The sequence below is a fragment of the Streptococcus sp. 449_SSPC genome, assembly GCF_001073005.1.
Classification (GTDB): Bacteria; Bacillota; Bacilli; order Lactobacillales; family Streptococcaceae; genus Streptococcus; species Streptococcus salivarius_F.
In genome coordinates, this window is record NZ_JVGR01000009.1 from 43,857 (window position 1) to 64,845 (window position 20,989).

General features: G+C 37.7%; 22 protein-coding genes, 1 tRNA gene, 1 other RNA gene and 2 pseudogenes. 15 read left to right on the top strand and 11 right to left on the bottom strand.

Going from position 1 to position 20,989, the window contains the following annotated elements; all coding sequences use genetic code 11:
• The first annotated feature begins 1 nt into the window (after position 1).
• Genes ADH51_RS02070 through ADH51_RS02080 form a run of 3 tightly spaced genes read left to right on the top strand, consistent with a single transcriptional unit; the run spans position 2 to position 2,320 of the window.
• Positions 2-979: a replication initiation protein gene (locus tag ADH51_RS02070; protein WP_048674119.1), complete on the top strand. Its 978-nt coding sequence runs from the start codon at positions 2-4 to the stop codon at positions 977-979.
• A gap of 11 nt (positions 980-990) precedes the next feature.
• Entirely contained in the window at positions 991-1,179 is a 189-nt protein-coding gene (locus ADH51_RS02075) for a DUF3173 domain-containing protein (protein WP_002903611.1), read from the top strand.
• A 1-nt stretch (position 1,180) separates the two neighbouring features.
• Positions 1,181-2,320: a site-specific integrase gene (locus tag ADH51_RS02080; RefSeq protein ID WP_014635152.1), complete on the top strand. Its 1,140-nt coding sequence runs from the start codon at positions 1,181-1,183 to the stop codon at positions 2,318-2,320.
• A gap of 86 nt (positions 2,321-2,406) precedes the next feature.
• Here the strand turns inward: ADH51_RS02080 and ADH51_RS02085 are convergent.
• The 3 genes from ADH51_RS02085 to ADH51_RS02090 form a co-directional block, all read right to left on the bottom strand.
• Positions 2,407-2,479 (bottom strand) — tRNA-Lys (locus ADH51_RS02085).
• 1 nt (position 2,480) lies between these two features.
• Positions 2,481-2,675, bottom strand: a non-coding RNA gene (gene ssrS, locus ADH51_RS09685) — 6S RNA.
• Positions 2,676-2,761: 86 nt separating this feature from the next.
• Positions 2,762-4,030, bottom strand: coding sequence for a replication-associated recombination protein A (locus tag ADH51_RS02090; RefSeq protein ID WP_002885641.1), 1,269 nt, complete (start codon positions 4,028-4,030; stop codon positions 2,762-2,764).
• 169 nt (positions 4,031-4,199) lie between these two features.
• On the opposite strand from ADH51_RS02090, the gene rpmB reads away from it, so the two are divergent.
• From rpmB to nrdG, 9 genes are all read left to right on the top strand, one after another.
• Positions 4,200-4,388 (top strand): 50S ribosomal protein L28, encoded by a 189-nt coding sequence (gene rpmB, locus ADH51_RS02095; protein WP_002885786.1) that lies wholly within the window; start codon positions 4,200-4,202, stop codon positions 4,386-4,388.
• A 126-nt stretch (positions 4,389-4,514) separates the two neighbouring features.
• Positions 4,515-4,781: an IreB family regulatory phosphoprotein gene (locus tag ADH51_RS02100; RefSeq protein ID WP_002885737.1), complete on the top strand. Its 267-nt coding sequence runs from the start codon at positions 4,515-4,517 to the stop codon at positions 4,779-4,781.
• The gene (gene ruvX / locus ADH51_RS02105) at positions 4,781-5,200 is read left to right on the top strand and encodes a Holliday junction resolvase RuvX (RefSeq protein WP_002887078.1); all 420 of its coding nucleotides are present in this window, start codon (positions 4,781-4,783) and stop codon (positions 5,198-5,200) included. Before ADH51_RS02100 ends, ruvX begins: the two co-directional genes overlap by 1 nt.
• A gap of 106 nt (positions 5,201-5,306) precedes the next feature.
• Positions 5,307-5,612 (top strand): DUF1292 domain-containing protein, encoded by a 306-nt coding sequence (locus ADH51_RS02110; protein WP_048674122.1) that lies wholly within the window; start codon positions 5,307-5,309, stop codon positions 5,610-5,612.
• A gap of 211 nt (positions 5,613-5,823) precedes the next feature.
• Positions 5,824-7,470 carry a membrane protein gene (locus tag ADH51_RS02115; protein WP_048674124.1) on the top strand — a complete coding sequence of 549 codons (1,647 nt, stop codon included), beginning with the start codon at positions 5,824-5,826 and terminating at the stop codon, positions 7,468-7,470.
• 98 nt (positions 7,471-7,568) lie between these two features.
• The gene (nrdD, locus tag ADH51_RS02120; protein ID WP_014635154.1) at positions 7,569-9,773 is read left to right on the top strand and encodes an anaerobic ribonucleoside-triphosphate reductase; all 2,205 of its coding nucleotides are present in this window, start codon (positions 7,569-7,571) and stop codon (positions 9,771-9,773) included.
• Positions 9,774-9,862: 89 nt separating this feature from the next.
• A complete protein-coding gene (locus ADH51_RS10245; protein ID WP_002885877.1) occupies positions 9,863-9,994 on the top strand; it encodes a hypothetical protein in 132 nt (43 codons plus the stop codon).
• A 1-nt stretch (position 9,995) separates the two neighbouring features.
• Positions 9,996-10,496 carry a GNAT family N-acetyltransferase gene (locus tag ADH51_RS02125; RefSeq protein ID WP_048674126.1) on the top strand — a complete coding sequence of 167 codons (501 nt, stop codon included), beginning with the start codon at positions 9,996-9,998 and terminating at the stop codon, positions 10,494-10,496.
• A gap of 4 nt (positions 10,497-10,500) precedes the next feature.
• On the top strand, positions 10,501-11,106 hold the full coding sequence (nrdG, locus tag ADH51_RS02130) for an anaerobic ribonucleoside-triphosphate reductase activating protein (RefSeq protein WP_002885801.1): 606 nt from the start codon (positions 10,501-10,503) through the stop codon (positions 11,104-11,106).
• A gap of 29 nt (positions 11,107-11,135) precedes the next feature.
• On the opposite strand, the gene yaaA is transcribed toward nrdG, so the two are convergent.
• From yaaA to ADH51_RS02165, 7 genes are all read right to left on the bottom strand, one after another.
• Positions 11,136-11,867 (bottom strand): peroxide stress protein YaaA, encoded by a 732-nt coding sequence (gene yaaA, locus ADH51_RS02135; RefSeq protein ID WP_041826714.1) that lies wholly within the window; start codon positions 11,865-11,867, stop codon positions 11,136-11,138.
• Positions 11,868-11,953: 86 nt separating this feature from the next.
• Positions 11,954-12,895 carry a YitT family protein gene (locus tag ADH51_RS02140; protein WP_022496174.1) on the bottom strand — a complete coding sequence of 314 codons (942 nt, stop codon included), beginning with the start codon at positions 12,893-12,895 and terminating at the stop codon, positions 11,954-11,956.
• Positions 12,888-14,639 carry an aspartate--tRNA ligase gene (gene aspS, locus ADH51_RS02145; protein WP_048674130.1) on the bottom strand — a complete coding sequence of 584 codons (1,752 nt, stop codon included), beginning with the start codon at positions 14,637-14,639 and terminating at the stop codon, positions 12,888-12,890. The genes ADH51_RS02140 and aspS overlap by 8 nt, the downstream gene beginning before the upstream one ends.
• Positions 14,640-14,748: 109 nt before the next feature.
• Complete coding sequence (locus ADH51_RS02150) at positions 14,749-15,171, bottom strand: hypothetical protein (RefSeq protein ID WP_048674132.1); 423 nt, start codon at positions 15,169-15,171, stop codon at positions 14,749-14,751.
• A gap of 7 nt (positions 15,172-15,178) precedes the next feature.
• On the bottom strand, positions 15,179-16,459 hold the full coding sequence (hisS, locus tag ADH51_RS02155; protein WP_048674133.1) for a histidine--tRNA ligase: 1,281 nt from the start codon (positions 16,457-16,459) through the stop codon (positions 15,179-15,181).
• A gap of 152 nt (positions 16,460-16,611) precedes the next feature.
• Positions 16,612-17,736, bottom strand: coding sequence for a PTS transporter subunit EIIC (locus tag ADH51_RS02160; RefSeq protein WP_239682163.1), 1,125 nt, complete (start codon positions 17,734-17,736; stop codon positions 16,612-16,614).
• Between the two features lie 148 nt (positions 17,737-17,884).
• A complete protein-coding gene (locus ADH51_RS02165; RefSeq protein WP_048674135.1) occupies positions 17,885-18,997 on the bottom strand; it encodes a vitamin B12 independent methionine synthase in 1,113 nt (370 codons plus the stop codon).
• Positions 18,998-19,227: 230 nt separating this feature from the next.
• On the opposite strand from ADH51_RS02165, the gene rpmF reads away from it, so the two are divergent.
• The 3 genes and pseudogenes from rpmF to ADH51_RS02180 all read left to right on the top strand — a co-directional run.
• Positions 19,228-19,410 carry a 50S ribosomal protein L32 gene (rpmF, locus tag ADH51_RS02170; protein ID WP_002892130.1) on the top strand — a complete coding sequence of 61 codons (183 nt, stop codon included), beginning with the start codon at positions 19,228-19,230 and terminating at the stop codon, positions 19,408-19,410.
• 15 nt (positions 19,411-19,425) lie between these two features.
• Complete coding sequence (gene rpmG / locus ADH51_RS02175; protein ID WP_002262412.1) at positions 19,426-19,575, top strand: 50S ribosomal protein L33; 150 nt, start codon at positions 19,426-19,428, stop codon at positions 19,573-19,575.
• A 388-nt stretch (positions 19,576-19,963) separates the two neighbouring features.
• Positions 19,964-20,734 (top strand): annotated as a pseudogene (locus ADH51_RS02180) (protein kinase domain-containing protein); the annotation flags it as partial.
• Between the two features lie 32 nt (positions 20,735-20,766).
• On the opposite strand, the pseudogene tnpA reads toward ADH51_RS02180, so the two are convergent.
• Positions 20,767-20,989: pseudogene (tnpA, locus tag ADH51_RS09780) on the bottom strand (IS200/IS605 family transposase); the annotation flags it as partial.

Genomic DNA, 20,989 nt, shown 5'->3' on the forward strand with positions numbered 1-20,989 from the left:
TTTGTTGGTTTCTATACAAGATTTAAGAAGCATTCAAGAACGATGTGATGTAGGAGAATTAGTACAGCGACTAGATGTCAGTATTGATAGATTAACGGTTATCTGGGATACAGACACTGGTTCCCTAAGACGAATTTTCAAAAATCTGAAACAGGCAATAAGTACAAGAGTTGACTCATTTGAAATATATGATAATGTTCGAGATGATGTCTTTACTTTAGCTAAAGTTTTTAATGAGTATGATTCGATCAATATTATATTTTTCCAATTATCCACTTATGGAGGTGAACAATTGATTCGAATTGATTTCAATCCTAATACTTTAAAAGAATTTGATGGAATGAAAGTTTGGAGGCAATTAATGTACTTTGCCAGATTGAATTCATTGACGGTACGTTTGTCTCGTTTTGATTTGGCATTTGACATTTTCAACAGGCCTGAAATCGTTAATTTGCAACATATTAAAGGTGGTGTTACCCATAAGGTCTTCTATGGTCGAGGGGGCGAATTAGAGACGAAATATTGGGGTTCTAGCGGTAGTAATGTACAAGTTAGGTTATATGATAAGAACAAAGAAATCATTGCTCACAAGCGCGAAGAGAAGCTAGATTTGGGTGTAAATCCGTTTTGGTGGAGATTGGAGTTCCAACTCAGAACCAAAGCGATTGGTGAGGAGATGGTCCAAGATATTATGAATCGACTTGATAATTTCGGATTTTATAAGCTAGATCATATTCGAGTGGAGCAAAGAGCATTTACAATTATCTTTGTCAACAATCCTGAACTGTTGTCATTGGCTTTTCCAAATTTAAAATCAGATAGCATCAAAAAGAAAAAAACAAGAGTCCGCAAACTATTGAGAGAAGAAACGAACCAATTTGCGGAAGAATTAAAAGAAGTATTAATACAGAATCTCCCTAAATTAAATACAGAATTACAACTACTTGTAGGTGAGTTTCTGACTTTAGAAAATCAATAAGGAGGATAACTATGGATCATAATTTAATTAGCAACAAAGAATTAATTGAAATGGGCTATCGCCCTCACACTGCAAATGATATCATCCATCAGGCAAGAGAATTACTTGTCTCACGAGGCTATACATTTTATAATCGCAAACGTTTGATGGTTGTTCCAAAAAGTGTTGTAAATGAGATTCTAGGAACTGAGGTGGCGTAATATGGCAAGTGTTCGTTATCGAAAGCGAGGAGATAGTAATTTATGGACCTATGAAATTCGTAGCGAAGGGAAAACTGTTGTTCATAATAGCGGTTTTAAAACAAAAAAACTTGCAGAGTCAGAAGCTGAACCGATTCTGCAAGAACTTCGTTTAGGAAAAAGAATTTCTAGAGATATTTCTCTTGTAGATCTGTATCAAGAATGGCTTGAACTAAAAATTCTACCGAGTAGTAGGTCGGAAGAGACAAAGAAAAAATATCTTCTCCGTAAAAACACAATTGAAAGATTATTTGGAAATAAAAAAGTCACTCAAATTCGTGCGAGTGAATACCAAAGAATTATGAATAAGTATGGACAAACAGTTGGTAGAAATTTTCTTGGTAGATTGAATACTGGGATTCATCAGAGCATCCAAATGGCAATTGCCGACAAAGTTCTAATTGATGATTTTACACAACATGTCGAGTTATTTTCATCCAAAGAACAACAGATGACAGAAGAGAAATATTTACATACAGAAAGGGACTATCTGGATTTACTTTTAGCAGTAAAGAAAAAATTTGATTACCAACGTTCAATTGTTCCTTATATCATCTATTTTCTATTAAAAACAGGCATGAGGTTTGGAGAGTTAATAGCGTTAACTTGGAATGAAGTTGACTTTGACAGAGGACTGCTAAAAACATATAGGAGGTTTAATACCCTTTCTCATAAATTTGTCCCTCCAAAAAACAAAACGTCTATTCGGATGGTACCGATAGACGAAGAATGTATTAAGATATTACAAGACCTAAAAATTGAACAGGAGAAGGCTAATAAAGAGCTAGGAATCAAGAATAGGTATAAAATGATTTTTCAGCATTATGGATATATTCACTTGGTACCAGATATTGCAAGTGTCAATAAAGCTTTGAGTGTTCTTTTAAATGAATTAGATATTTATCCAATTATCACGACAAAAGGAGCACGTCATACCTATGGAAGCTACCTCTGGCACAAAGGATTTGACCTTGGAGTTATTGCAAAAATTCTAGGGCATAAAGATATTTCAATGTTAGTAGAAGTATATGGACACACTTTAGAAGAGAAAATTTTTGAAGAATTTAATCAAATTAGAGATGTCTGGAAAGATTGCTCATAAAAAAATGTGGGGCAAATGATGGGGCAAATCAGTTATAGACAAGCAAAAAAGCCTTATAAATCAAGGCTTTTTCCTGTTGATTTAGATGCCCCCTACAGGGCTCGAACCTGTGACCCATGGATTAAGAGTCCACTGCTCTACCAACTGAGCTAAGGAGGCTGGATGCTGTATTGGTACCGATGATCCACCGTTTGTATTGAACCCGCGACGTAAAAAAGCAGGTGGGCGACTCGCTACTAACTTCAGTTGCTTCTGGGTGAGCCAGCCTGCACACTGTTAATAGACCTCTGTCTCCCGATAATACAAAAATTAGTCGGTCAACACTTATATGTGGATTCGTATACCACAGCAATTTCTATGTTTTTATAATACCACTTTTGAAAATTATTGCAAGAGGAAAAATCAATTTTATTGCAATCGTTTTCGTTGATTCCTCTCGTATTACCTAGATAACTTATCGATCCGTTCTTTATTAGCTCCAAGAGCTCTTTCATATTTCCCGGTTTCATTGGGTTGGAAATAATTCACACCTCTTAATTTATCCGGAAGATATTGTTGTTTGACCCACTTTTCAGGATAAGCATGGGGATACTTGTAATCTTGTGCATTGCCCAGTTCCTTGCTTCCAGCATAGTGTCCATCTCTCAAATGACGAGGAATAGGTAAATTCCCTGATTTTCTAAGGTCTGCCAAGGCAGCATCCATAGCCATATAAGCCGAATTCGACTTAGGAGATAAAGCTAAGTCAACAACTACATTGGCAATCAAAATACGCGCCTCTGGGAAACCTACTTTCTGTGCAGCTTCCAAAGCTGTAACCGTGTGAACTTGCGCATCAGGATTAGCTAAACCAATATCCTCGTACGCAATCACAGTCAAGCGTCGTGCTAGACTAGGGAGATCTCCTGCTTCAACCAAACGTGCTGCATAGTGAAGACTGGCATTAACATCAGAGCCTCGAATAGATTTTTGCAAAGCAGAAAGTACATCATAGTGTCCATCACCGTCTTTATCCATGGTGATATAGCTACGTTGTAAACTATTTTCCACTGTATCTAAAGTAATATGGCGAAGCCCATCTTCTGAAGCTGGCGTCGACATGACAGCTAAATCTAAGGAATTATAAGCCGAACGTAAATCACCATTAGTAGCCGTAGCAATAAAATCTAGAGCATCCTCATCTAACTGGACATCAAAGTCAAAGCCACGCTCCTTGTCCTCTAGAACACCTAGTATAGCTTCCTTAATATCCTCGTTAGAGAGTGGTTCCAACTCAAATATTTGTACACGACTACGGATGGCTGGTGTGACAGAAAAAAACGGATTCTCCGTTGTAGCCCCAATCATGATAATATTACCATTCTCTAAGAGTGGCAATAAAAAGTCTTGTTTAGCTTTATCCAAACGATGAATCTCATCTAGAAGCAGAACTAAGCCACCTGAAAATTTAGCCTCTTCCGCAATTTCCTGTAGGCGTTTCTTGCTATCAACAGTAGCATTAAAGGTTCTAAAAGCAAATTTTGTTGTTCCTGCAATAGCACTAGCTATTGAGGTCTTCCCGATTCCTGGTGGCCCGTAGAGAATCATTGACGACAGCATATTCGCTTCTACCATACGGCGAATAATTTTACCTTCACCAACCAAATGCTTCTGACCAATCACCTCTGAAATTGTACGTGGACGCATGCGTAGAGCAAGATTATCTGGCATCTTCTCTCCTTTTTTAACTGATTTTTTCTTATTATAATAAGCATATACTATTTTGTTATAAAAAGAAATTATAAATAGTTCTTGTCAAACCTAAATTCTTATGATAGAATGTTTTGGTATGTGGTGCTAGCACATCCGTAATAAATTCTACCTAGGAGGAAAACACGAAATGGCTAAAGTATGTTACTTTACAGGACGTAAAACTGTTTCTGGAAACAACCGTTCACACGCTATGAACAAAACTAAACGTGCCGTTAAACCTAACCTTCAAAAAGTTACTATCCTTGTTGATGGTAAACCTAAAAAAGTTTGGGCTTCAGCTCGTGCGCTTAAATCTGGTAAAGTTGAACGCGTTTAATCTTATTGGATATTAAGAGAGATGGCTTCAGTCGTCTCTTTTTTTGTTCATCGTCTTTCCCTTTTGGCTATACTTATGTTATAATAAAGAACTAACAGATAATTCTTATAGAAAGAAGGTGTCAGTATGGGATTTACAGATGAAACTGTTCGTTTCAACCTAGACGACGGTAGCAAAGATGAAATCAGTAATACTTTGACAAATGTTTACCGTTCGTTGGCTGAGAAAGGTTACAATCCTATCAACCAAATCGTCGGTTATGTTCTGAGCGGTGACCCTGCTTATGTTCCGCGTTATAATGACGCCCGTAACCAGATTCGTAAATACGAACGTGATGAAATCGTTGAAGAACTCGTTCGCTATTATCTTAAAGGAAATGGAATTGACCTCTAATGCGAGTAATGGGACTTGATGTTGGCTCAAAAACAGTAGGAGTTGCGATTAGTGATCCCCTCGGTTTTACAGCCCAAGGCGTTGAAATTATCAAAATTGACGAGGAGGCTGAAGAGTTTGGTTTCGACCGACTAGGCGAGCTCGTTAAAGAATATAAGGTAGAAAAATTTGTTGTTGGTCTTCCTAAAAATATGAATAACACTGAAGGACCACGTGTTGAGGCAAGCAAAGCCTATGGTGACAAAATCAAGGAAATCTTTGGAATTCCTGTAGATTACCAAGACGAACGCTTGACAACTGTTCAAGCCGAGCGTATGTTGGTTGAACAAGCAGATGTCAGCCGTGGTAAACGTAAAAAAGTTATTGATAAATTAGCTGCCCAACTTATTCTACAAAACTACCTCGATCGAATGTTTTAAGAAAGTGTAATAGAGACCTAATAGTCAAGTGACAATCTAGTAAACTGCCAAGCAAATCTACTAGATTTCCTCACTATTCAGTGCTCTCTACAAAAAGGAGAACAATATGTCACACAATCACGGCCACAACCATGATCATGAAGTCATCACTTTAGTAGACGAACAAGGAAATGAAACACTTTTTGAAATCTTGTTGACTATTGATGGACGCGAAGAATTTGGTAAAAACTATGTTCTTTTGGTACCAGCTGGTGCTGAAGAAGATGCTAACGGAGAAATTGAAATCCAAGCATACTCATTCACTGAAAATGAAGACGGTACTGAAGGCGACCTTCAACCAATCCCTGAAGATTCAGATGCTGAATGGGATATGATTGAAGAAGTTTTCAATAGCTTCATCGACGAAAACTAAAAATATTCAATGCCATAGGCAAAGAAATGACTTGTTAAAAAGAGATTGGGATATTGTATCTCAGTCTCTTTTTTAGATATTATTTTCTTAAATGTAAGAAATTAGAGGAAAATTGACTAAATGGTATTATCTGATATACTTTAAATAAGACAATTAGGGGATAAGACCCTTTTATTTATAACTTTCCAAATGTCAACAAAGGAGTTTAATTGTGAGTCCATATAACGAAGACAATACTTTAGATTCAAGTGGCTACCAAGGTTATCATCGAAGCCACCATCGCTCTCATACACAAGATAATCAATCCGAAAAGATTGAAGTGACAATTCAGGGACATACAGAAGAATCAAATTCGTCTCAAATAGAGAAAAAAACTAAAATTTCACTTCCATGGAAGCATAAAGGCCATATCCTGATTCTCAGTTTGATTTTGAGTATTTTTAGTATATCAGTGCCCTGCTTTACAGACTTTGCCAATAATATACAGTCTCAAAACCTTTACATTGCAAAAATGTTTGCCAATGGTAGCTTACCCTACTCTGACTTTTTTGCGACAGGCGGCTTCTTTTATTACTTACTAGTTTCTCTGGCTTTCCGTTTAGGATCAACTCTTTGGCTGATTCCTATTCAATTCCTTAGCTACTATCTTTCTGGAAGTTACCTTTACAAGACTGTCATGCACATGACAAATAAGAAGGAAATTGCCACTCTAATTAGTATTATTTTCTATGTTACTAATGGAACACTTGGTTTTGGAGGGCTCTACCCTATCCAATTTGCTATGCCTTTTGTCCTAGGTGCCATCTTCTTCTTAACTCGTTACTTTGCGGGTCACAGTCGTGATGAAGCCTTTATTCTTTACGGCTTCGCTGGCACTGCGGGAGCTCTTTTTGAAGCTCGAACTCTTATTTTCTGGATATTGTCACTTGTGACAATCTTCGTTTACAACCTTGTCAACAAGCACTTTGCTCGTGGTTTTTATCAAGTTCTTTGTATTATTTTTGGTAACATTCTAGTATTGTATCTATGTCTTTACTTTATCCTAAATTTACAAATTACATCGGACTATATTAACCAAGTTTTGGTTTACAACTTTACACAACTTGCTGTAGAAAAAAATGACTTTCTACTTACGTTAGCTTACCAAAGTTTTGCTGTTATAGGCTCTGGATTACTTATTGGTGCACTGACTACAAGCAACCACCTTCTTGGCGATGCTAAAGATAAGAGTATCAAGTGGGTACTACTCCTTAGTTTTATCTTTACAGTGGTTTACAGCTTGTTCTCTCAAAGTTTTGGGCTTTACAGTATTCTCAACATCGTACCTTATGGTCTAGTCTTGACAGCACTTTCTTTAGATGATGCTATTAAAAAGAGAGCAGAGCGAACTTCTCACCGACGTCGTAATGGTAACCAGATTCACACACTTAAAGTTTTTGGTATATTCCTTAGTCGTAATTACTTCTTACCTATTGCAGTCTTTGCATTTGCTTTCGCGATGCCAATCATTATGTTCCTATTTAATTTAGGAAATAATACTGAACGTAGTACTGTTGCAAATTACCTCGCTAAAAATACTAAGAAGGATGAAACTATCTACGTTTACGATTCATCAGCAAAAATTTATTTGGAAAGCGGTCGTAAAGCAGTCTCACAATTTGTTATTCCAGAACTTAACACAGCTAAATCTAGTCATCAGAAAGCTCTCTCAGATACTATTATCCAAGATTCAGCACAATATATCGTTGTCCAACAAGATACACAACTACCTTCTGATGTTAAATCTACACTTTCAAAAAACTATAAAAAAGCCCCTGTAAAAGGCGTTGAACGATACACTGTTTACGTCCTAAAATAGGTCGAAAAATCAATATATAGTGGTTGAGATAAAAATATACCACAATATATTGATTTTTTTTTGCCTAGTGCTATAATTAGTAGCGAGGTGATTTTTAGATGATTACATTAGAAAAAGAAAAGGTTACAATCAACCCTGATATCAAAGTCATCAAACGTGATGGTCGTATGGTTGTCTTTGATTCAAGTAAAATATATGAGGCTATCCTAAAAGCAAGTGAGGCTATTACACCTATCACACCCTTGATTGAAGCAAAGTTGGAGGGAATTGCCAACCGTATTGTTGCTGAAATCAATGACCGCTTCACTCAAAATATCAAAATATATGAAATCCAAAGCATAGTAGAGCACGAGTTACTCGAAGCTAACGAATATGCTATCGCTCAAGAATATATCAACTATCGTACCAAACGTGATTTTGAACGTTCTCAGGCTACTGACATCAATTTCACCATTAGTAAACTTGTTAATAAAGACCAGGCTGTTGTTCATGAAAATGCTAATAAAGATAGCGATCTTTACAATACACAACGTGATTTAACCGCAGGAATTGTCGGAAAATCTGTAGGACTTAAGATGCTTCCTCCACACGTGGCAAATGCTCATCAAAAGGGAGATATCCATTTCCACGATTTAGACTACAGCCCTTACACACCTATGACCAACTGTTGTTTGATTGACTTCAAAGGCATGTTGGCAAATGGTTTTAAAATTGGTAACGCTGAAGTTGAAAGTCCTAAATCCATTCAAACTGCAACAGCACAAATTTCACAAATCATCGCAAATGTTGCCTCTAGTCAATATGGTGGCTGTACTGCAGACCGTATCGATGAGTTTTTAGCTCCTTACGCAGAACTTAACTACAAAAAACACTTAGCTGATGCTAAAGAGTGGGTAGCTGAAGAAAAACGTGAAGACTATGCACGCGCCAAAACGCGTAAAGATATCTACGATGCTATGCAATCTCTTGAATACGAGATTAATACGCTTTTCACTTCGAACGGACAAACTCCCTTTACCTCTCTCGGTTTCGGTTTAGGGACAAACTGGTTTGAGCGTGAAATCCAAAAGGCTATCCTACAAGTTCGTATTTTAGGACTTGGCTCCGAACACCGTACAGCCATTTTCCCTAAACTCATTTTTACCTTAAAACGTGGACTTAACTTAGAGCCTAGCTCACCTAACTACGATATTAAGCAACTAGCTCTTGAATGTGCAACAAAGCGTATGTATCCAGATGTCTTATCATATGACAAAATCGTTGAATTGACAGGTTCCTTTAAGGCTCCTATGGGATGTCGTTCCTTCCTACAAGGGTGGAAGGATGAAGATGGTGTTGAAGTTAATTCTGGACGAATGAATCTGGGTGTTGTAACCCTTAATCTTCCTCGAATTGCCCTAGAATCTAAGGGAGACCAAGATAAATTTTGGGAAATTTTTGAAGAAAGAATGGGAATTGCCAAAGATGCACTCGTCTACCGAGTTGAACGTGTCAAAGAAGCTACACCTGCTAATGCACCTATCCTTTATCAGTACGGGGCCTTTGGCCAACGTCTAGGTAAATTCGATAATGTAGATCAACTCTTCAAACATCGTCGTGCAACTGTATCACTTGGTTATATTGGGCTTTATGAAGTAGCATCCGTTTTTTATGGTAGTGACTGGGAGACTAATCCAGAAGCCAAAGCGTTCACGTTAGATATCGTTAAATCTATGAAAAATGCTTGTGAAAGTTGGTCTGACGAATATGATTATCATTTCTCTGTTTATTCAACACCATCAGAGAGTTTGACGGATCGTTTCTGTCGTTTGGATACTGAAAAGTTCGGTGTCGTGACTGATATCACAGATAAAGAGTATTACACCAACTCTTTCCACTACGATGTTCGTAAAAATCCAACACCATTTGAAAAATTAGAATTCGAAAAAGCATACCCAGAAGCTGGCGCAACTGGTGGATTCATCCATTACTGCGAATATCCAGTCCTCCAGCAAAATCCAAAGGCACTCGAAGCTGTCTGGGACTTTGCTTATGACCGTGTCGGTTACCTCGGAACGAATACTCCAATTGATAAATGCTACAAGTGTGATTTTGAAGGGGACTTCACCCCAACAGAACGTGGATTCATGTGCCCTAACTGTGGCAACACAGATCCTAAAACAGTTGATGTTGTCAAACGTACTTGCGGCTATCTAGGAAACCCACAGGCACGCCCAATGGTTAAAGGACGCCACAAAGAAATCTCTGCTCGAGTCAAACACATGAACGGTTCAACCATAAAATATGAAGGAAAACACCTTTAATAAGACCTAGAATACATTATAATAAACTAGAAGCAGCTGGATGGTACCTTCCAACTGCTTTGCTTATTTCATTTTTAGAAAGGAATATAATGGGAAAATATCAATTAGATTATAAAGGTATGCAACAAGTGGAACGTTACCACGAAAAAAATGCAACCGTCAAAAACGATAAAAAAGCACGTGTCCAAGCCCTTTTGAAAAAAGCTGGAAAGAAGAAATAATATGATCTTACGCCGACCGAGTCAAACAGATAAAGAAGCTATCTTAGAGATGATGGCTGAATTTGAAAGGGAGCAATCTGCTAATGATGGTGGATTTTGGAACCCCGACAATTTTGTTTATGAAGAGTGGCTGGAAGAAAATATTCAATCGGAAGCGGGACTCAATATTCCTGAAAACTGGGTTCCTGCTATCCAGCTGGTTAGTTTTGACGAAGCGGATCATGCTCTTGGTTTCCTCAACCTTCGTCTCCGATTAAATGACTACTTACTAGAAAAAGGGGGCCATATTGGCTACTCTATCCGTCCATCCGAACGAGGAAAGGGTTATGCGAAAGAATCACTCCGTCAAGGCTTACAAGTAGCTAAAGACAAGAATATTCATCGTGCTCTGGTCACTTGTAGTATCAAGAATCCTGCTAGTCGAGCTGTTATATTAGCCAACGGTGGCCAGTTGGAGGACATTCGCCATGAAACTGAGCGCTATTGGATAGATTTGGAGTAGAATCATGACATGGAATACACCAAAACCACAGGAATGGAAGTCTGAAGAACTTAGCCAAGGACGTATTATTGACTACAAAGCTTTTAATTTCGTTGATGGTGAAGGCGTGCGTAACTCCCTTTACGTCTCTGGTTGCATGTTTCATTGCGAGGGATGCTATAACGCTGCCACCTGGTCCTTTAAGGCAGGAATTCCCTATACTAAAGAACTTGAAGAACAAATCATGAGGGATCTAGCTCAACCTTACGTACAAGGTCTCACGCTACTTGGTGGTGAACCCTTCCTAAACACAGGAATTCTCATTCCCCTAGTCAAACGCATTCGTGAGGAACTCCCGGAAAAAGATATCTGGTCTTGGACTGGTTATACTTGGGAGGAGTTGATGCTTGAAACTCCTGATAAACTAGAACTTCTTCAACTCGTTGACATTCTCGTTGACGGCCGCTTTGACATCACTAAAAAGAACCTTATGCTCCAGTTTCGAGGATCATCTAATCAACGTATTATTGATGTCAAAAAATCTCTTAATCAAGGAGAAGTCGTTATTTGGGACAAGCTAAATGACGGTCAAACGAACTATGAACAAGTCGATCGTAAAGATATGCTATAAAAAAGTCTGAGCTTATAACTCAGACTTTTTTATGCAATTTTAACAAAAACTAGCTCATTATTAGAGGATAAATCCTCACGATAATTAAACTCATCAAAAGACAATTTTCGTAAATCATTAATCGTTTGACAATTCTCCTCCATAACAGCTGTCAAAAAAGCCCCTCTTGCCTTTTTGGAAATCGTAGAGTGAGTCTTAAGAACCCCATTGCGGTCTTCCATAAAACTAACCGTGAATAACTGCTTACGAAGAGTTGGACTAAAAACATCCTCGAATTCACTCGAAAGCAAAGAAACAACTGGAACTTGACTCTCCTCTAAAAATTGGTCATATTCGGCACGCCAATAGTTTTTTAAGGACTGACCATCAACCTTTATCTTCGTATGAAAGTCATGACGATGTTCTTGAATAGGGTAAAAAGCGGGAATGATTCCATAAAAAGAAGATGTGATAAACACTTGTTGACCTAAGAAATCTTTTTCACATGTGGATAAGTCACTACGTTTGATGTGACGATACATCAGACCATTAAAAAGCTCGACAGCCGGATAGCTCTTCGCTTCTCCCGATAAAATCACAGCCCAGCGTTGCTTTTCTTTCTCAGCCTGCTCAGGCTTTATTTTATAAGCTGTGGACAATTCATCTGTGGATAATTTTGCCATTTCAGTTAGGATAGCTGCACTCTTTTCGGATAGTTTTTGAGACGGAACTTCCTTACTGGCCTTCATTTCTTTTGCGGTTGGAATTAAAAATCTAATCATACTGATATTGTAAAGTCAAGCAGGCATTTCGTCAAGAATTCTCTCCAACAAAAAAGAAGCTAACGTTCGTCAACTTCCTTTTTTTGTTAGTCATCTAAATCAACAAAACGACCTAGAATATGTACATTTTCTGCGATGGAGACAAAGGCTTTGGGATCTGCCTTTCTCATATAATGCTTGAAGTCAGTATACTCTTCACGCGTAATAATCGCCAGTAATACTGCTTTCTTTTCGTGATTATAAGTCCCTTCCGCATCATTAATCAGCGTTACTCCACGGTGGAGTTTCTTCTGAATCATCCTTACAACTGGGTCAGGATTACTTGTGACAATCATAGCCTGCATTTTCTTTTGTTTTGTGAAAATCGCATCTGTAACTCGACTAGAAACAAAAATAGTCACCATTGAATAAAGAGCATATTTCCAACCAAAAAGAATGCCCGCAAAAACCATGATAATTCCATTGACAATCAAGGAGATATTACCAACATCACGACCTGTTTTCTTACGAATAGTGAGGCTAACGATATCCGTCCCCCCACTAGAGATACGTGATTTTAAACCGAAACCAATCCCCGTACCCATGACCAAACCACCAAAGATAGCATTGATCAAAGGATCCTCTGTCAAGGTTACATGTGGCATCACCTGAATAAAAAGGGAGCTCATCGTTACTGTAATAAAGGTAAAGATTGTAAATTTATGGCCAATCTTATACCAAGCCATAATCAAGAGAGGGATATTAATCGCATAGAAAGTCAATGATACTGGTATCTCAAAGCCTAAAGTTCTAACACTCAATGCCGATAAAACCTGTGCCAAACCTGTCGCTCCACTGGAGTAAACATGTCCAGGTTGAAAAAAGAAATTAACGGCGATTGACGATAAGAGCCCGTAAAGTAAAGAAGCTGAAACTTTTTCAGTATATTTTTCACGGGAAATACTACGTGCAGCCTGCAAAACGCCCATTTTCTTCGCAGACTTTTTCGCTACAAATTTAACATGTTTATGAAGAGGTGCTTTATTCATTTTCTAAATCTACATGAAGGGCAAGTTCTTCTAACTGTTTATCAGCCACAAGACTTGGAGCCTGAGTCATAGGATCTGATGCCTTATTATTTTTAGGGAAGGCAATCACTTCACGGATATTATCTTTACCTGCAAGAAGCATGACGAAGCGGTCAAGACCGATAGCCAAACCACCATGTGGTGGGAAACCATAGTCCATAGCTTCAAGAAGGAATCCAAATTGCTCATAGGCTGATTCTTCAGAGAAACCAAGAGCTTTCAACATACGTTCCTGTAGGTCTTTATGATTGATACGTAGACTACCTCCACCAAGCTCATAACCATTCAAGACAATATCATAAGCTACAGCACGTACCTTGGAAAGATCTCCTTCAAGCTCTGCTGCAGAATCTTCTGTTGGCAAAGTAAATGGGTGGTGAGCAGACATATAGCGCCCTTCTTCTTCAGACCACTCAAACATTGGCCAATCGACAACCCAAAGGAAGTTAAACTTAGTGTTGTCAATCATGTCAAGTTCTTTAGCAATTTGATTACGCAAAGCACCAAGTGTGCTATTAGCGATTTCAAGTGTATCTGCTACAAAAAGAACTAGATCATTCTCTTCAAGGTGTAAAGCATCTGTCAACTTATCTTCAATACTTGTCAAGAATTTAGCAACTGGACCTGCTAGAGCTCCGTCAGTCATCTTAACCCAAGCAAGACCTTTTGCGCCAAATTGTTTGGCAAACTCTGTCAACTTGTCAATACTTTTACGTGAGTACTTGTCTGCATTTCCTTTGACAACAATTGCCTTAACAGCTGGTGCCTCAGCAAATACTTTGAAGTCTACACCCTTGACAACTTCTGTCAAGTCTTGTAAAAGCATGTCAAAGCGTGTATCTGGCTTGTCAGAACCATAGTTATTCATGGCATCATCATAAGACATGCGTGGGAATGGTAATGTAACTTCAATCCCTTTAGTTTCTTTCATAACCTTAGCAATCAATCCCTCTGTAATATCTTGGATTTCTTGCTCATTAAGGAATGACGTTTCCAAGTCAACTTGTGTAAACTCAGGTTGACGGTCTCCACGCAAATCTTCATCACGGAAACACTTAACAATTTGATAATAACGGTCAAAACCAGCATTCATCAATAATTGTTTAGTGATTTGAGGACTTTGCGGAAGAGCATAAAAGTGACCTTGGCTAACACGGCTTGGAACCAAGTAATCACGAGCACCTTCTGGTGTAGATTTTGTCAACATTGGCGTTTCAACATCGATAAATTCCAAGTCATCAAGATAATTACGGATGGCGTGAGTTACCTTTGCACGGAGCTTAAAGTTTTCCAACATCTCTGGACGACGAAGATCCAAGTAGCGGTAACGCATACGTGTATCATCACTAGCCTCAACACCATCTTTGATTTCAAATGGTGTTGTTTTAGCAGTATTAAGGACTTTAAGGTCTTCAACTTTAAGTTCGACAGCACCTGTAGGTAAGTTATCATTAGCTTGTTCACGCGCTTCAACAGTTCCTGTTACTTCAATAACAAATTCACTACGCAAGCTTTCAGCTGTTTCAACAACATTAGCATCCGCATTATCAGGGTTAACAACCAACTGCATCAAACCTTCACGGTCACGAAGATCGATGAAAATCAAACCTCCGAGGTTACGACGGCGAGATACCCAACCTTTCAAAGTAATAGTAGTTCCGATGTGTTCACTACGAACACGTCCGGCATACATAGAACGTTCCATAAATACACTTCTTTCGTTAATTTTTTAGTCTTAACTATTATAGCAAAAAGCCCATCAAAACCCCACCCATTTCAGGTTAGAATTTTAATAGACTTTCTTTTTTATAAAACTATTTGCCAAATTGTTTCAACAAATCACTAGTATCCACGTAATCCTCAGCAAACTCTTCAAAATCTTCAAAACGATAATCGGCTGTTTCTAAGTCAAGTAAACTATTCCAACGGAATCCGTAAACATCTTCAATGATAACACTAAGTTCATCAGTTTCCTCGTCTACCTGCCATCCCAAATAACGTTCCTGGGTTTCAAAACTCAAGACCACATCTTGACAATCCTGACGCCAAACTTGACCAAGTAATTGCTGACACATCGCATGATCACTTGCAGGCTCATCATTAAACCAAGTAATATCATGTTTATCAAGAAAGGCAATCAACTGCCAAAACTGTTGTTGGAAACGAATAGGCATACTACGATCAAAAGCCAAACTAAACTTTTCACTCCGTTTGAGCATATCAACTATACTAATCATATGCCCCCTACTTTTCTAACTGTTTGAGGACTGCTACAAAGTTCTTAGTTAGCTCTTCGAAACTTACAGTAACTTCCTCACGAGTAGAATTATTTTTGACATTAACTTGACCTGACTCCACTTCACTCTCACCTAATGTGATAACAGTCTTGGCCTTGAAGGTATCTGCTGACTTGAATTGTGCCTTAATCTTCCGTCCAAGGTAATCACGTTCAGCTTTAAATCCTTGATAGCGGATAGCTTGAACTAACTCAAGAGCTTTACCATTAGCACCTGAACCAAGTACTGCAATGTAAACATCTAGATTTTCTTCCACCGGAAGTTCAATACCTTGTTTATCAAGAACCAAAAGCAAGCGTTCTAAACCAAGTCCAAAACCAAAACCAGCTGTTTCTGGACCACCGAAGTATTCAACCAAACTATCGTAACGACCGCCCGCACAGATTGTCAATTCTGACTTATCAATAGTGGTAATAAATTCAAAAATCGTGTGGTTGTAGTAATCAAGACCACGTACCATATTAGTATCAATCACATAAGGAATGTTAAGATTATCGAGCATGGCACGCACTTCGTCAAAGTGCGCTTGACTTTCGTCATCTAAATAATCAAGAATAGAGGGTGCATTTTCAACTGCAACCTTATCTTCTTTTTCTTTTGAATCGAGTACTCGCAAAGGATTTTCATCCAAACGGCGTTGACTATCTTTTGATAAAGTATCACGCATTGGTGTCAAGTAGTCAATCAAGGCCTGACGATAAGCCAGACGACTCTCAGTATTTCCAAGGCTATTCAAATGAAGGGTAACTTCCTTGATGCCAAGCGTATTAAAAAGTTGGTAGGCCATAGCAATGGTTTCAACATCTGTGGCTGGATTTTTTGATCCAAAGCACTCTACACCAAGTTGGTGGAACTCACGCAAGCGTCCTGCTTGAGGACGTTCATAACGGAACATTGATCCAATATAATAAACTTTAACGGGTTTTTGAACCTCTGGCGCAAAGAGTTTATTTTCTACATAAGAGCGTACAACCGGTGCTGTTCCTTCTGGACGAAGTGTAATATGACGGTCTCCCTTATCATGAAAATCGTACATTTCCTTAGTAACGATGTCAGTTGTATCACCTACTGAACGTGAAATGACCTCGTAATGTTCAAACATAGGTGTACGAATTTCACCATAATTGTATTTATTAAATGTTTCACGTGCAACATTTTCTACGTACTGCCATTTAGCACTATCAGCAGGTAAAATATCCTGCGTTCCCTTAGGTTTTTGAAGTTTCATAATGATGATACAGGTCTCAAATAGACCTGCCCTCCTTTTCCGTTATTACAGATATAATCACTCTATTCTATCATAATTTACATAGCTTTTGGGAAATGGTAGAGGTTTTTTCAACGTAAGAAAGAAACAGACCTCTCGGCCTGCCACAATCATTAATCTTCTTTATAAAGAACGAAGGTCACAATAAAAGAGACTACAACAGAAATTACGAGACCTCCAATAGCTGTGTAAAAATATTTAAGTGTATCTTCACCGATATAGGCTGCAATCGTCAAGAGACCTGGGGAAGCACCTGCAAAATTTCTCGCACCTAAAATACCAAGGAAGAAGCCACCTACTCCCCCTGCAACAATAGATCCTATGAGGGCAGCTTTATTTTGCAAAGTTACCCCATAAAGAGCCGGTTCCGTAATCCCACAAATTGCAGTAATTCCAGCAGATGAAGCCAGAGCTTTTTTATTGGTATCCTTAGTTTTTAAAGCAATAGCAAGAGCTGCTCCACCCTGAGCCACATTTGAAGCCAAAGCACCTGGCTGTGCAATCGTATCATAACCAATAGTCATACGGTTATTGATTCCAATGGATACTAAGCCATAGTGAGTTCCTGTTGTAACCATTAACGGGAAGGTTGCTCCTACAATTGTCGGAACAACCCATGGGCCAAAGTTTTCCAACCACTTAAAGAAGTCACCCAACCAGTTACCAATGACAACACCAATTGGACCTAAAATCAAAAGTGTTACGATTGCAGTAATTAAGGTCGTAATCATAGGAACCAAGAAAAACTTCACAGCCTTTGGTGAAATTTTAATCGCAAAGCGCTCCACGTAACTCATAAACCAAACTGCCAAAATAACAGGGATAACCGTTGATGAGTAAGAAGTTAATGTAAGAGGAATACTAAAGAAAGAGACGCCATGACCTGATTCCTTGGCAGTTGTCACAATCTGAGTAAAAGTTGGGTGTAATAAAATAGCACCAATCAACATCCCCAATTGAGCATTCGTCTTAAACTGTCGAGCTGCTGAGGCACCTAAAAATACAGGTAAGAAATAAAATCCAGCATCGCCAATAAAATTAAGAACTTGATAGTTAACATCATCTACAGCTACTACCTTAAAGACAACCCAAAAGGACAAAACAGCCTTGATCATCCCTGCTGCTGTAATTACTGGTAAGATTGGGGTGAAAATCCCAGAAATAAGGGCTAAAAAGCTTTGAAGAGGAGTTCTATCTTGTTTTTCCGATGATTCCTTAGATACTTCATCTAGATCCAATAACCCTTCCAAAGCGCGGTATATATTTGGTACATCACTCCCAACAACAACTTGATACTGGCCACCACCTCTTTATAATTCATGACACTTCCTTTCTATATTCATAAAAAGAGAGAACAAGCTGAGCCTGTCCTCTGCATTTTTTCTATTATGACCAAACTTTATCAGTAATTGTTTTAATCAATTGCAATTTATTCCACTCATCTTGCTCAGTCAAGATATTACCTTCTTCAGTTGAGGCAAAACCACATTGAGTTGAGATACCAAGGTTCTTAAGTGGTACAAGCTCAGCCGCTTCATGAATACGAGCGATGACAGCATCTACATCTTCCAAAGCTGGATCCTTAGAAGTAATCACACCAAGCACCAATTCAACATGATCACGGTTATTCCAAATCGTTGGAAGTGGTGCAAAGCTACCTGAACGCGCATCATCGTATTCCAAGAAGAAGATATCATAGTTCAATTGACCAAGATATTTAGCTACTGAATCATAGCCACCTTCAAAAAGATAAGTTGACTTAAAGTTCCCACGACAAATATGAGTAGCCAAAGTCAAATCTTCTGGAAGACCTTCCAAGGCTTTATTGATAGTGTACACATCATCCTCAGCAATTTTTGCCAACTCAGCTGTTTTCTCAGGATTATTTTTTTCATTCTCAAACTGTTGAATCAAATAACCCCAAGTCGTATCATCCAACTGTACATAACGTGCACCCAAATCGTAGAAATGTTGGATGGTATCATGGTAAGCTTTAGCCAAATCATCAAGGAAATCTGTCCATGAATCATAGTAATCTGCATAAAGATCACTACGGTGGTCACGCTTAATGATGAGTGATGGACTTGGAATAGTTACTTTTGGAGTAATTCCTTCAGGAGTCACTGATTTAAGATATTCAAAGTCACGATAGAAAGGATGATTAGGATTTTCAGCAATTTTACCATTGATACGAACGTTAGTTGTACGTGTCTTAGCTCCATGGAATTTATATGAATCCTCTTGTTGGTAAGCTTCAAAACCAGTTAGGTTCCATAGGAAGTCAAGGTGCCACCAAGAACGACCAAATTCACCATCAGAAACGACTTGAAGACCATTTTCTACTTCATGATGAACCAATTCCTTAACCAATTCATCTTGTACTTTCAACAATTCATCTTGCGAAATCTCACCATTGGCAAATTTTTCACGTGCTTCTTTTAAAGCTTGTGGACGAAGGTAAGAACCAACATGATCAAAATGATAATGAACTTTACTCATAGTTATTTACTCCTTTTATGCTTTCACTTAATGTAATAATAAGCCTATTCTAGCACTTGCTGTTATAGCTGTGAAATATATATTTGTTATCATACGATATAGTTTTTAACTATATATTTTATTGACAAGTTTTTTTGTCAAGCAACTTTACTTTACAAAAAAGATATGTTATTCTGTTATAGTTGATTTAAAATCAAGAACATAAATATTAATTCGGAGGAAATAAAGAAATGGCAGTACCTGCACGTCACACTTCAAAAGCGAAGAAAAACAAACGTCGTACACACTACAAATTGACTGCTCCATCAGTACAATTTGACGAAACAACTGGAGATTACTCACGTTCACACCGTGTATCACTTAAAGGATACTACAAAGGACGTAAAATCGCTAAAGCTAACGCAACTAAATAATAGAAGGGAGATACCATGCGCGTAAATATTACACTTGAACACAAAGAATCTGGTGAACGCTTGTACCTTACTTCAAAAAACAAACGTAACACTCCAGACCGTCTTCAATTGAAAAAATACTCACCAAAATTGCGTAAACACGTAATCTTTACTGAAGTAAAATAAGGATTCAATACGAATCAATACAAAAGAAAAACGCTGATTTCAAGCGTTTTTTCTTTTTGTCAATTGCAGTTTATTGCACTGTATTTCAATTCAAACTCTACCTTTTTCTCTACCTTTTTATCGTAAAATCTGATTGGACACGGTTTGTGTCCAAGTGATTTATAAATAGCTTTATATCAACCTTTAGCAAGGTTGTACAACTTATTCATAAAAAATAAATAGATCTGATTGAATGAGATCTTTCATTTTTCTGTCAATTAAGCAAATTAAATTGACCAAATAAATTGTTGATATATAAAAAATTAAGTAAGTGTATTACAAAGATAGTCTTCTTTATTTATAGTGCTATAATGAATCTATTAGCTTATTTATGATAGAGGTATCGTTATTGATCAATCCAGAATTTTACAAAACACTTGCAAAAATATTCTGTGGGGATGAAACAGAATTATTTACCTATAAAACTGGCCCACAGTTAGTAGACTTTTTTAATAGCTATTTCGGTTTTAGTGATGTTTACCGTCAAGGGTTCCCAACAAGATGGGTTTATGTAAATGATAAATTACTAAGTTTCTCTGAAACTGGTAAACTTGATCTTTTTTTCAGCATTATATTGAGCAAACAATATCTTTTAACAGAACGTTAAAAAGGTGAAGTTGATTCTTTAGAATACCAACAAAAGGTTTTAACGGAATTAAATAAAGTCTGCTCAATTTATTCATTGTATTTGTCAAAAAAAGGCAATGAATTCTTCTTAGTAGAAACCAATCAAGATTTAGTAGAAATCGGAAAAGGTGGATTTGCAGATATTTTTCTACAAAAATCTACAGGATTAGTATTAAAAAAATTAAATGAAGACTCGGTTAGACATGAATCGCTAAGAAGTCGATTTCGTAGAGAGTTTGAAATTACAAAATCATGTTCAGATATTGAAAGTATTATAAATGTATATGACTTTAATATCGATAATTATTCCTACACAATGGAAAAAGCGGATTTTACTTTTGCTAATTATATTAAAGAAAGCGAATTACCAGATGAATCAAAATTTAATATTTTACGGCAAATACTTCACACTATATCTCTAGTGCATAAACGAGGAATTTTGCACAGGGATCTAAGCCCTACTAATATTTTCTTCATAAACGGAATAGTTAAAACCACCCGTGAGAACGGGTGGCTTGCTCTTCGGCTGAAAGCCTCTGCTACCACGTCCTCTTGTAATTGATTACGAATATATTCTTCAATTCGCTTCTGATTTCGTCCAACCGTATCAACATAAAAGCCTCGACACCAAAATTTGCGATTCCCAGATTTATACTTTAAATTAGCGTGTCGATCAAATATCATTAAACTACTTTTGCCCTTTAAATATCCCATAAATGAGGAAATACTTAGTTTCGGTGGTATACTC

What these genes read in the sequence shown, in the direction of transcription:
- ADH51_RS02075 (WP_002903611.1), top strand. Translation starts at nt 991, where the DNA reads ATGGATCATAATTTAATTAGCAACAAAGAATTAATTGAAATGGGCTAT.
- ADH51_RS02080 (WP_014635152.1), top strand. Translation starts at nt 1,181, where the DNA reads ATGGCAAGTGTTCGTTATCGAAAGCGAGGAGATAGTAATTTATGGACC.
- ADH51_RS02090 (WP_002885641.1), bottom strand. Translation starts at nt 4,030, where the DNA reads ATGCCAGATAATCTTGCTCTACGCATGCGTCCACGTACAATTTCAGAG.
- rpmB (WP_002885786.1), top strand. Translation starts at nt 4,200, where the DNA reads ATGGCTAAAGTATGTTACTTTACAGGACGTAAAACTGTTTCTGGAAAC.
- ADH51_RS02100 (WP_002885737.1), top strand. Translation starts at nt 4,515, where the DNA reads ATGGGATTTACAGATGAAACTGTTCGTTTCAACCTAGACGACGGTAGC.
- ruvX (WP_002887078.1), top strand. Translation starts at nt 4,781, where the DNA reads ATGCGAGTAATGGGACTTGATGTTGGCTCAAAAACAGTAGGAGTTGCG.
- ADH51_RS02110 (WP_048674122.1), top strand. Translation starts at nt 5,307, where the DNA reads ATGTCACACAATCACGGCCACAACCATGATCATGAAGTCATCACTTTA.
- nrdD (WP_014635154.1), top strand. Translation starts at nt 7,569, where the DNA reads ATGATTACATTAGAAAAAGAAAAGGTTACAATCAACCCTGATATCAAA.
- ADH51_RS10245 (WP_002885877.1), top strand. Translation starts at nt 9,863, where the DNA reads ATGGGAAAATATCAATTAGATTATAAAGGTATGCAACAAGTGGAACGT.
- ADH51_RS02125 (WP_048674126.1), top strand. Translation starts at nt 9,996, where the DNA reads ATGATCTTACGCCGACCGAGTCAAACAGATAAAGAAGCTATCTTAGAG.
- nrdG (WP_002885801.1), top strand. Translation starts at nt 10,501, where the DNA reads ATGACATGGAATACACCAAAACCACAGGAATGGAAGTCTGAAGAACTT.
- yaaA (WP_041826714.1), bottom strand. Translation starts at nt 11,867, where the DNA reads ATGATTAGATTTTTAATTCCAACCGCAAAAGAAATGAAGGCCAGTAAG.
- ADH51_RS02140 (WP_022496174.1), bottom strand. Translation starts at nt 12,895, where the DNA reads ATGAATAAAGCACCTCTTCATAAACATGTTAAATTTGTAGCGAAAAAG.
- aspS (WP_048674130.1), bottom strand. Translation starts at nt 14,639, where the DNA reads ATGGAACGTTCTATGTATGCCGGACGTGTTCGTAGTGAACACATCGGA.
- ADH51_RS02150 (WP_048674132.1), bottom strand. Translation starts at nt 15,171, where the DNA reads ATGATTAGTATAGTTGATATGCTCAAACGGAGTGAAAAGTTTAGTTTG.
- hisS (WP_048674133.1), bottom strand. Translation starts at nt 16,459, where the DNA reads ATGAAACTTCAAAAACCTAAGGGAACGCAGGATATTTTACCTGCTGAT.
- ADH51_RS02165 (WP_048674135.1), bottom strand. Translation starts at nt 18,997, where the DNA reads ATGAGTAAAGTTCATTATCATTTTGATCATGTTGGTTCTTACCTTCGT.
- rpmF (WP_002892130.1), top strand. Translation starts at nt 19,228, where the DNA reads ATGGCAGTACCTGCACGTCACACTTCAAAAGCGAAGAAAAACAAACGT.
- rpmG (WP_002262412.1), top strand. Translation starts at nt 19,426, where the DNA reads ATGCGCGTAAATATTACACTTGAACACAAAGAATCTGGTGAACGCTTG.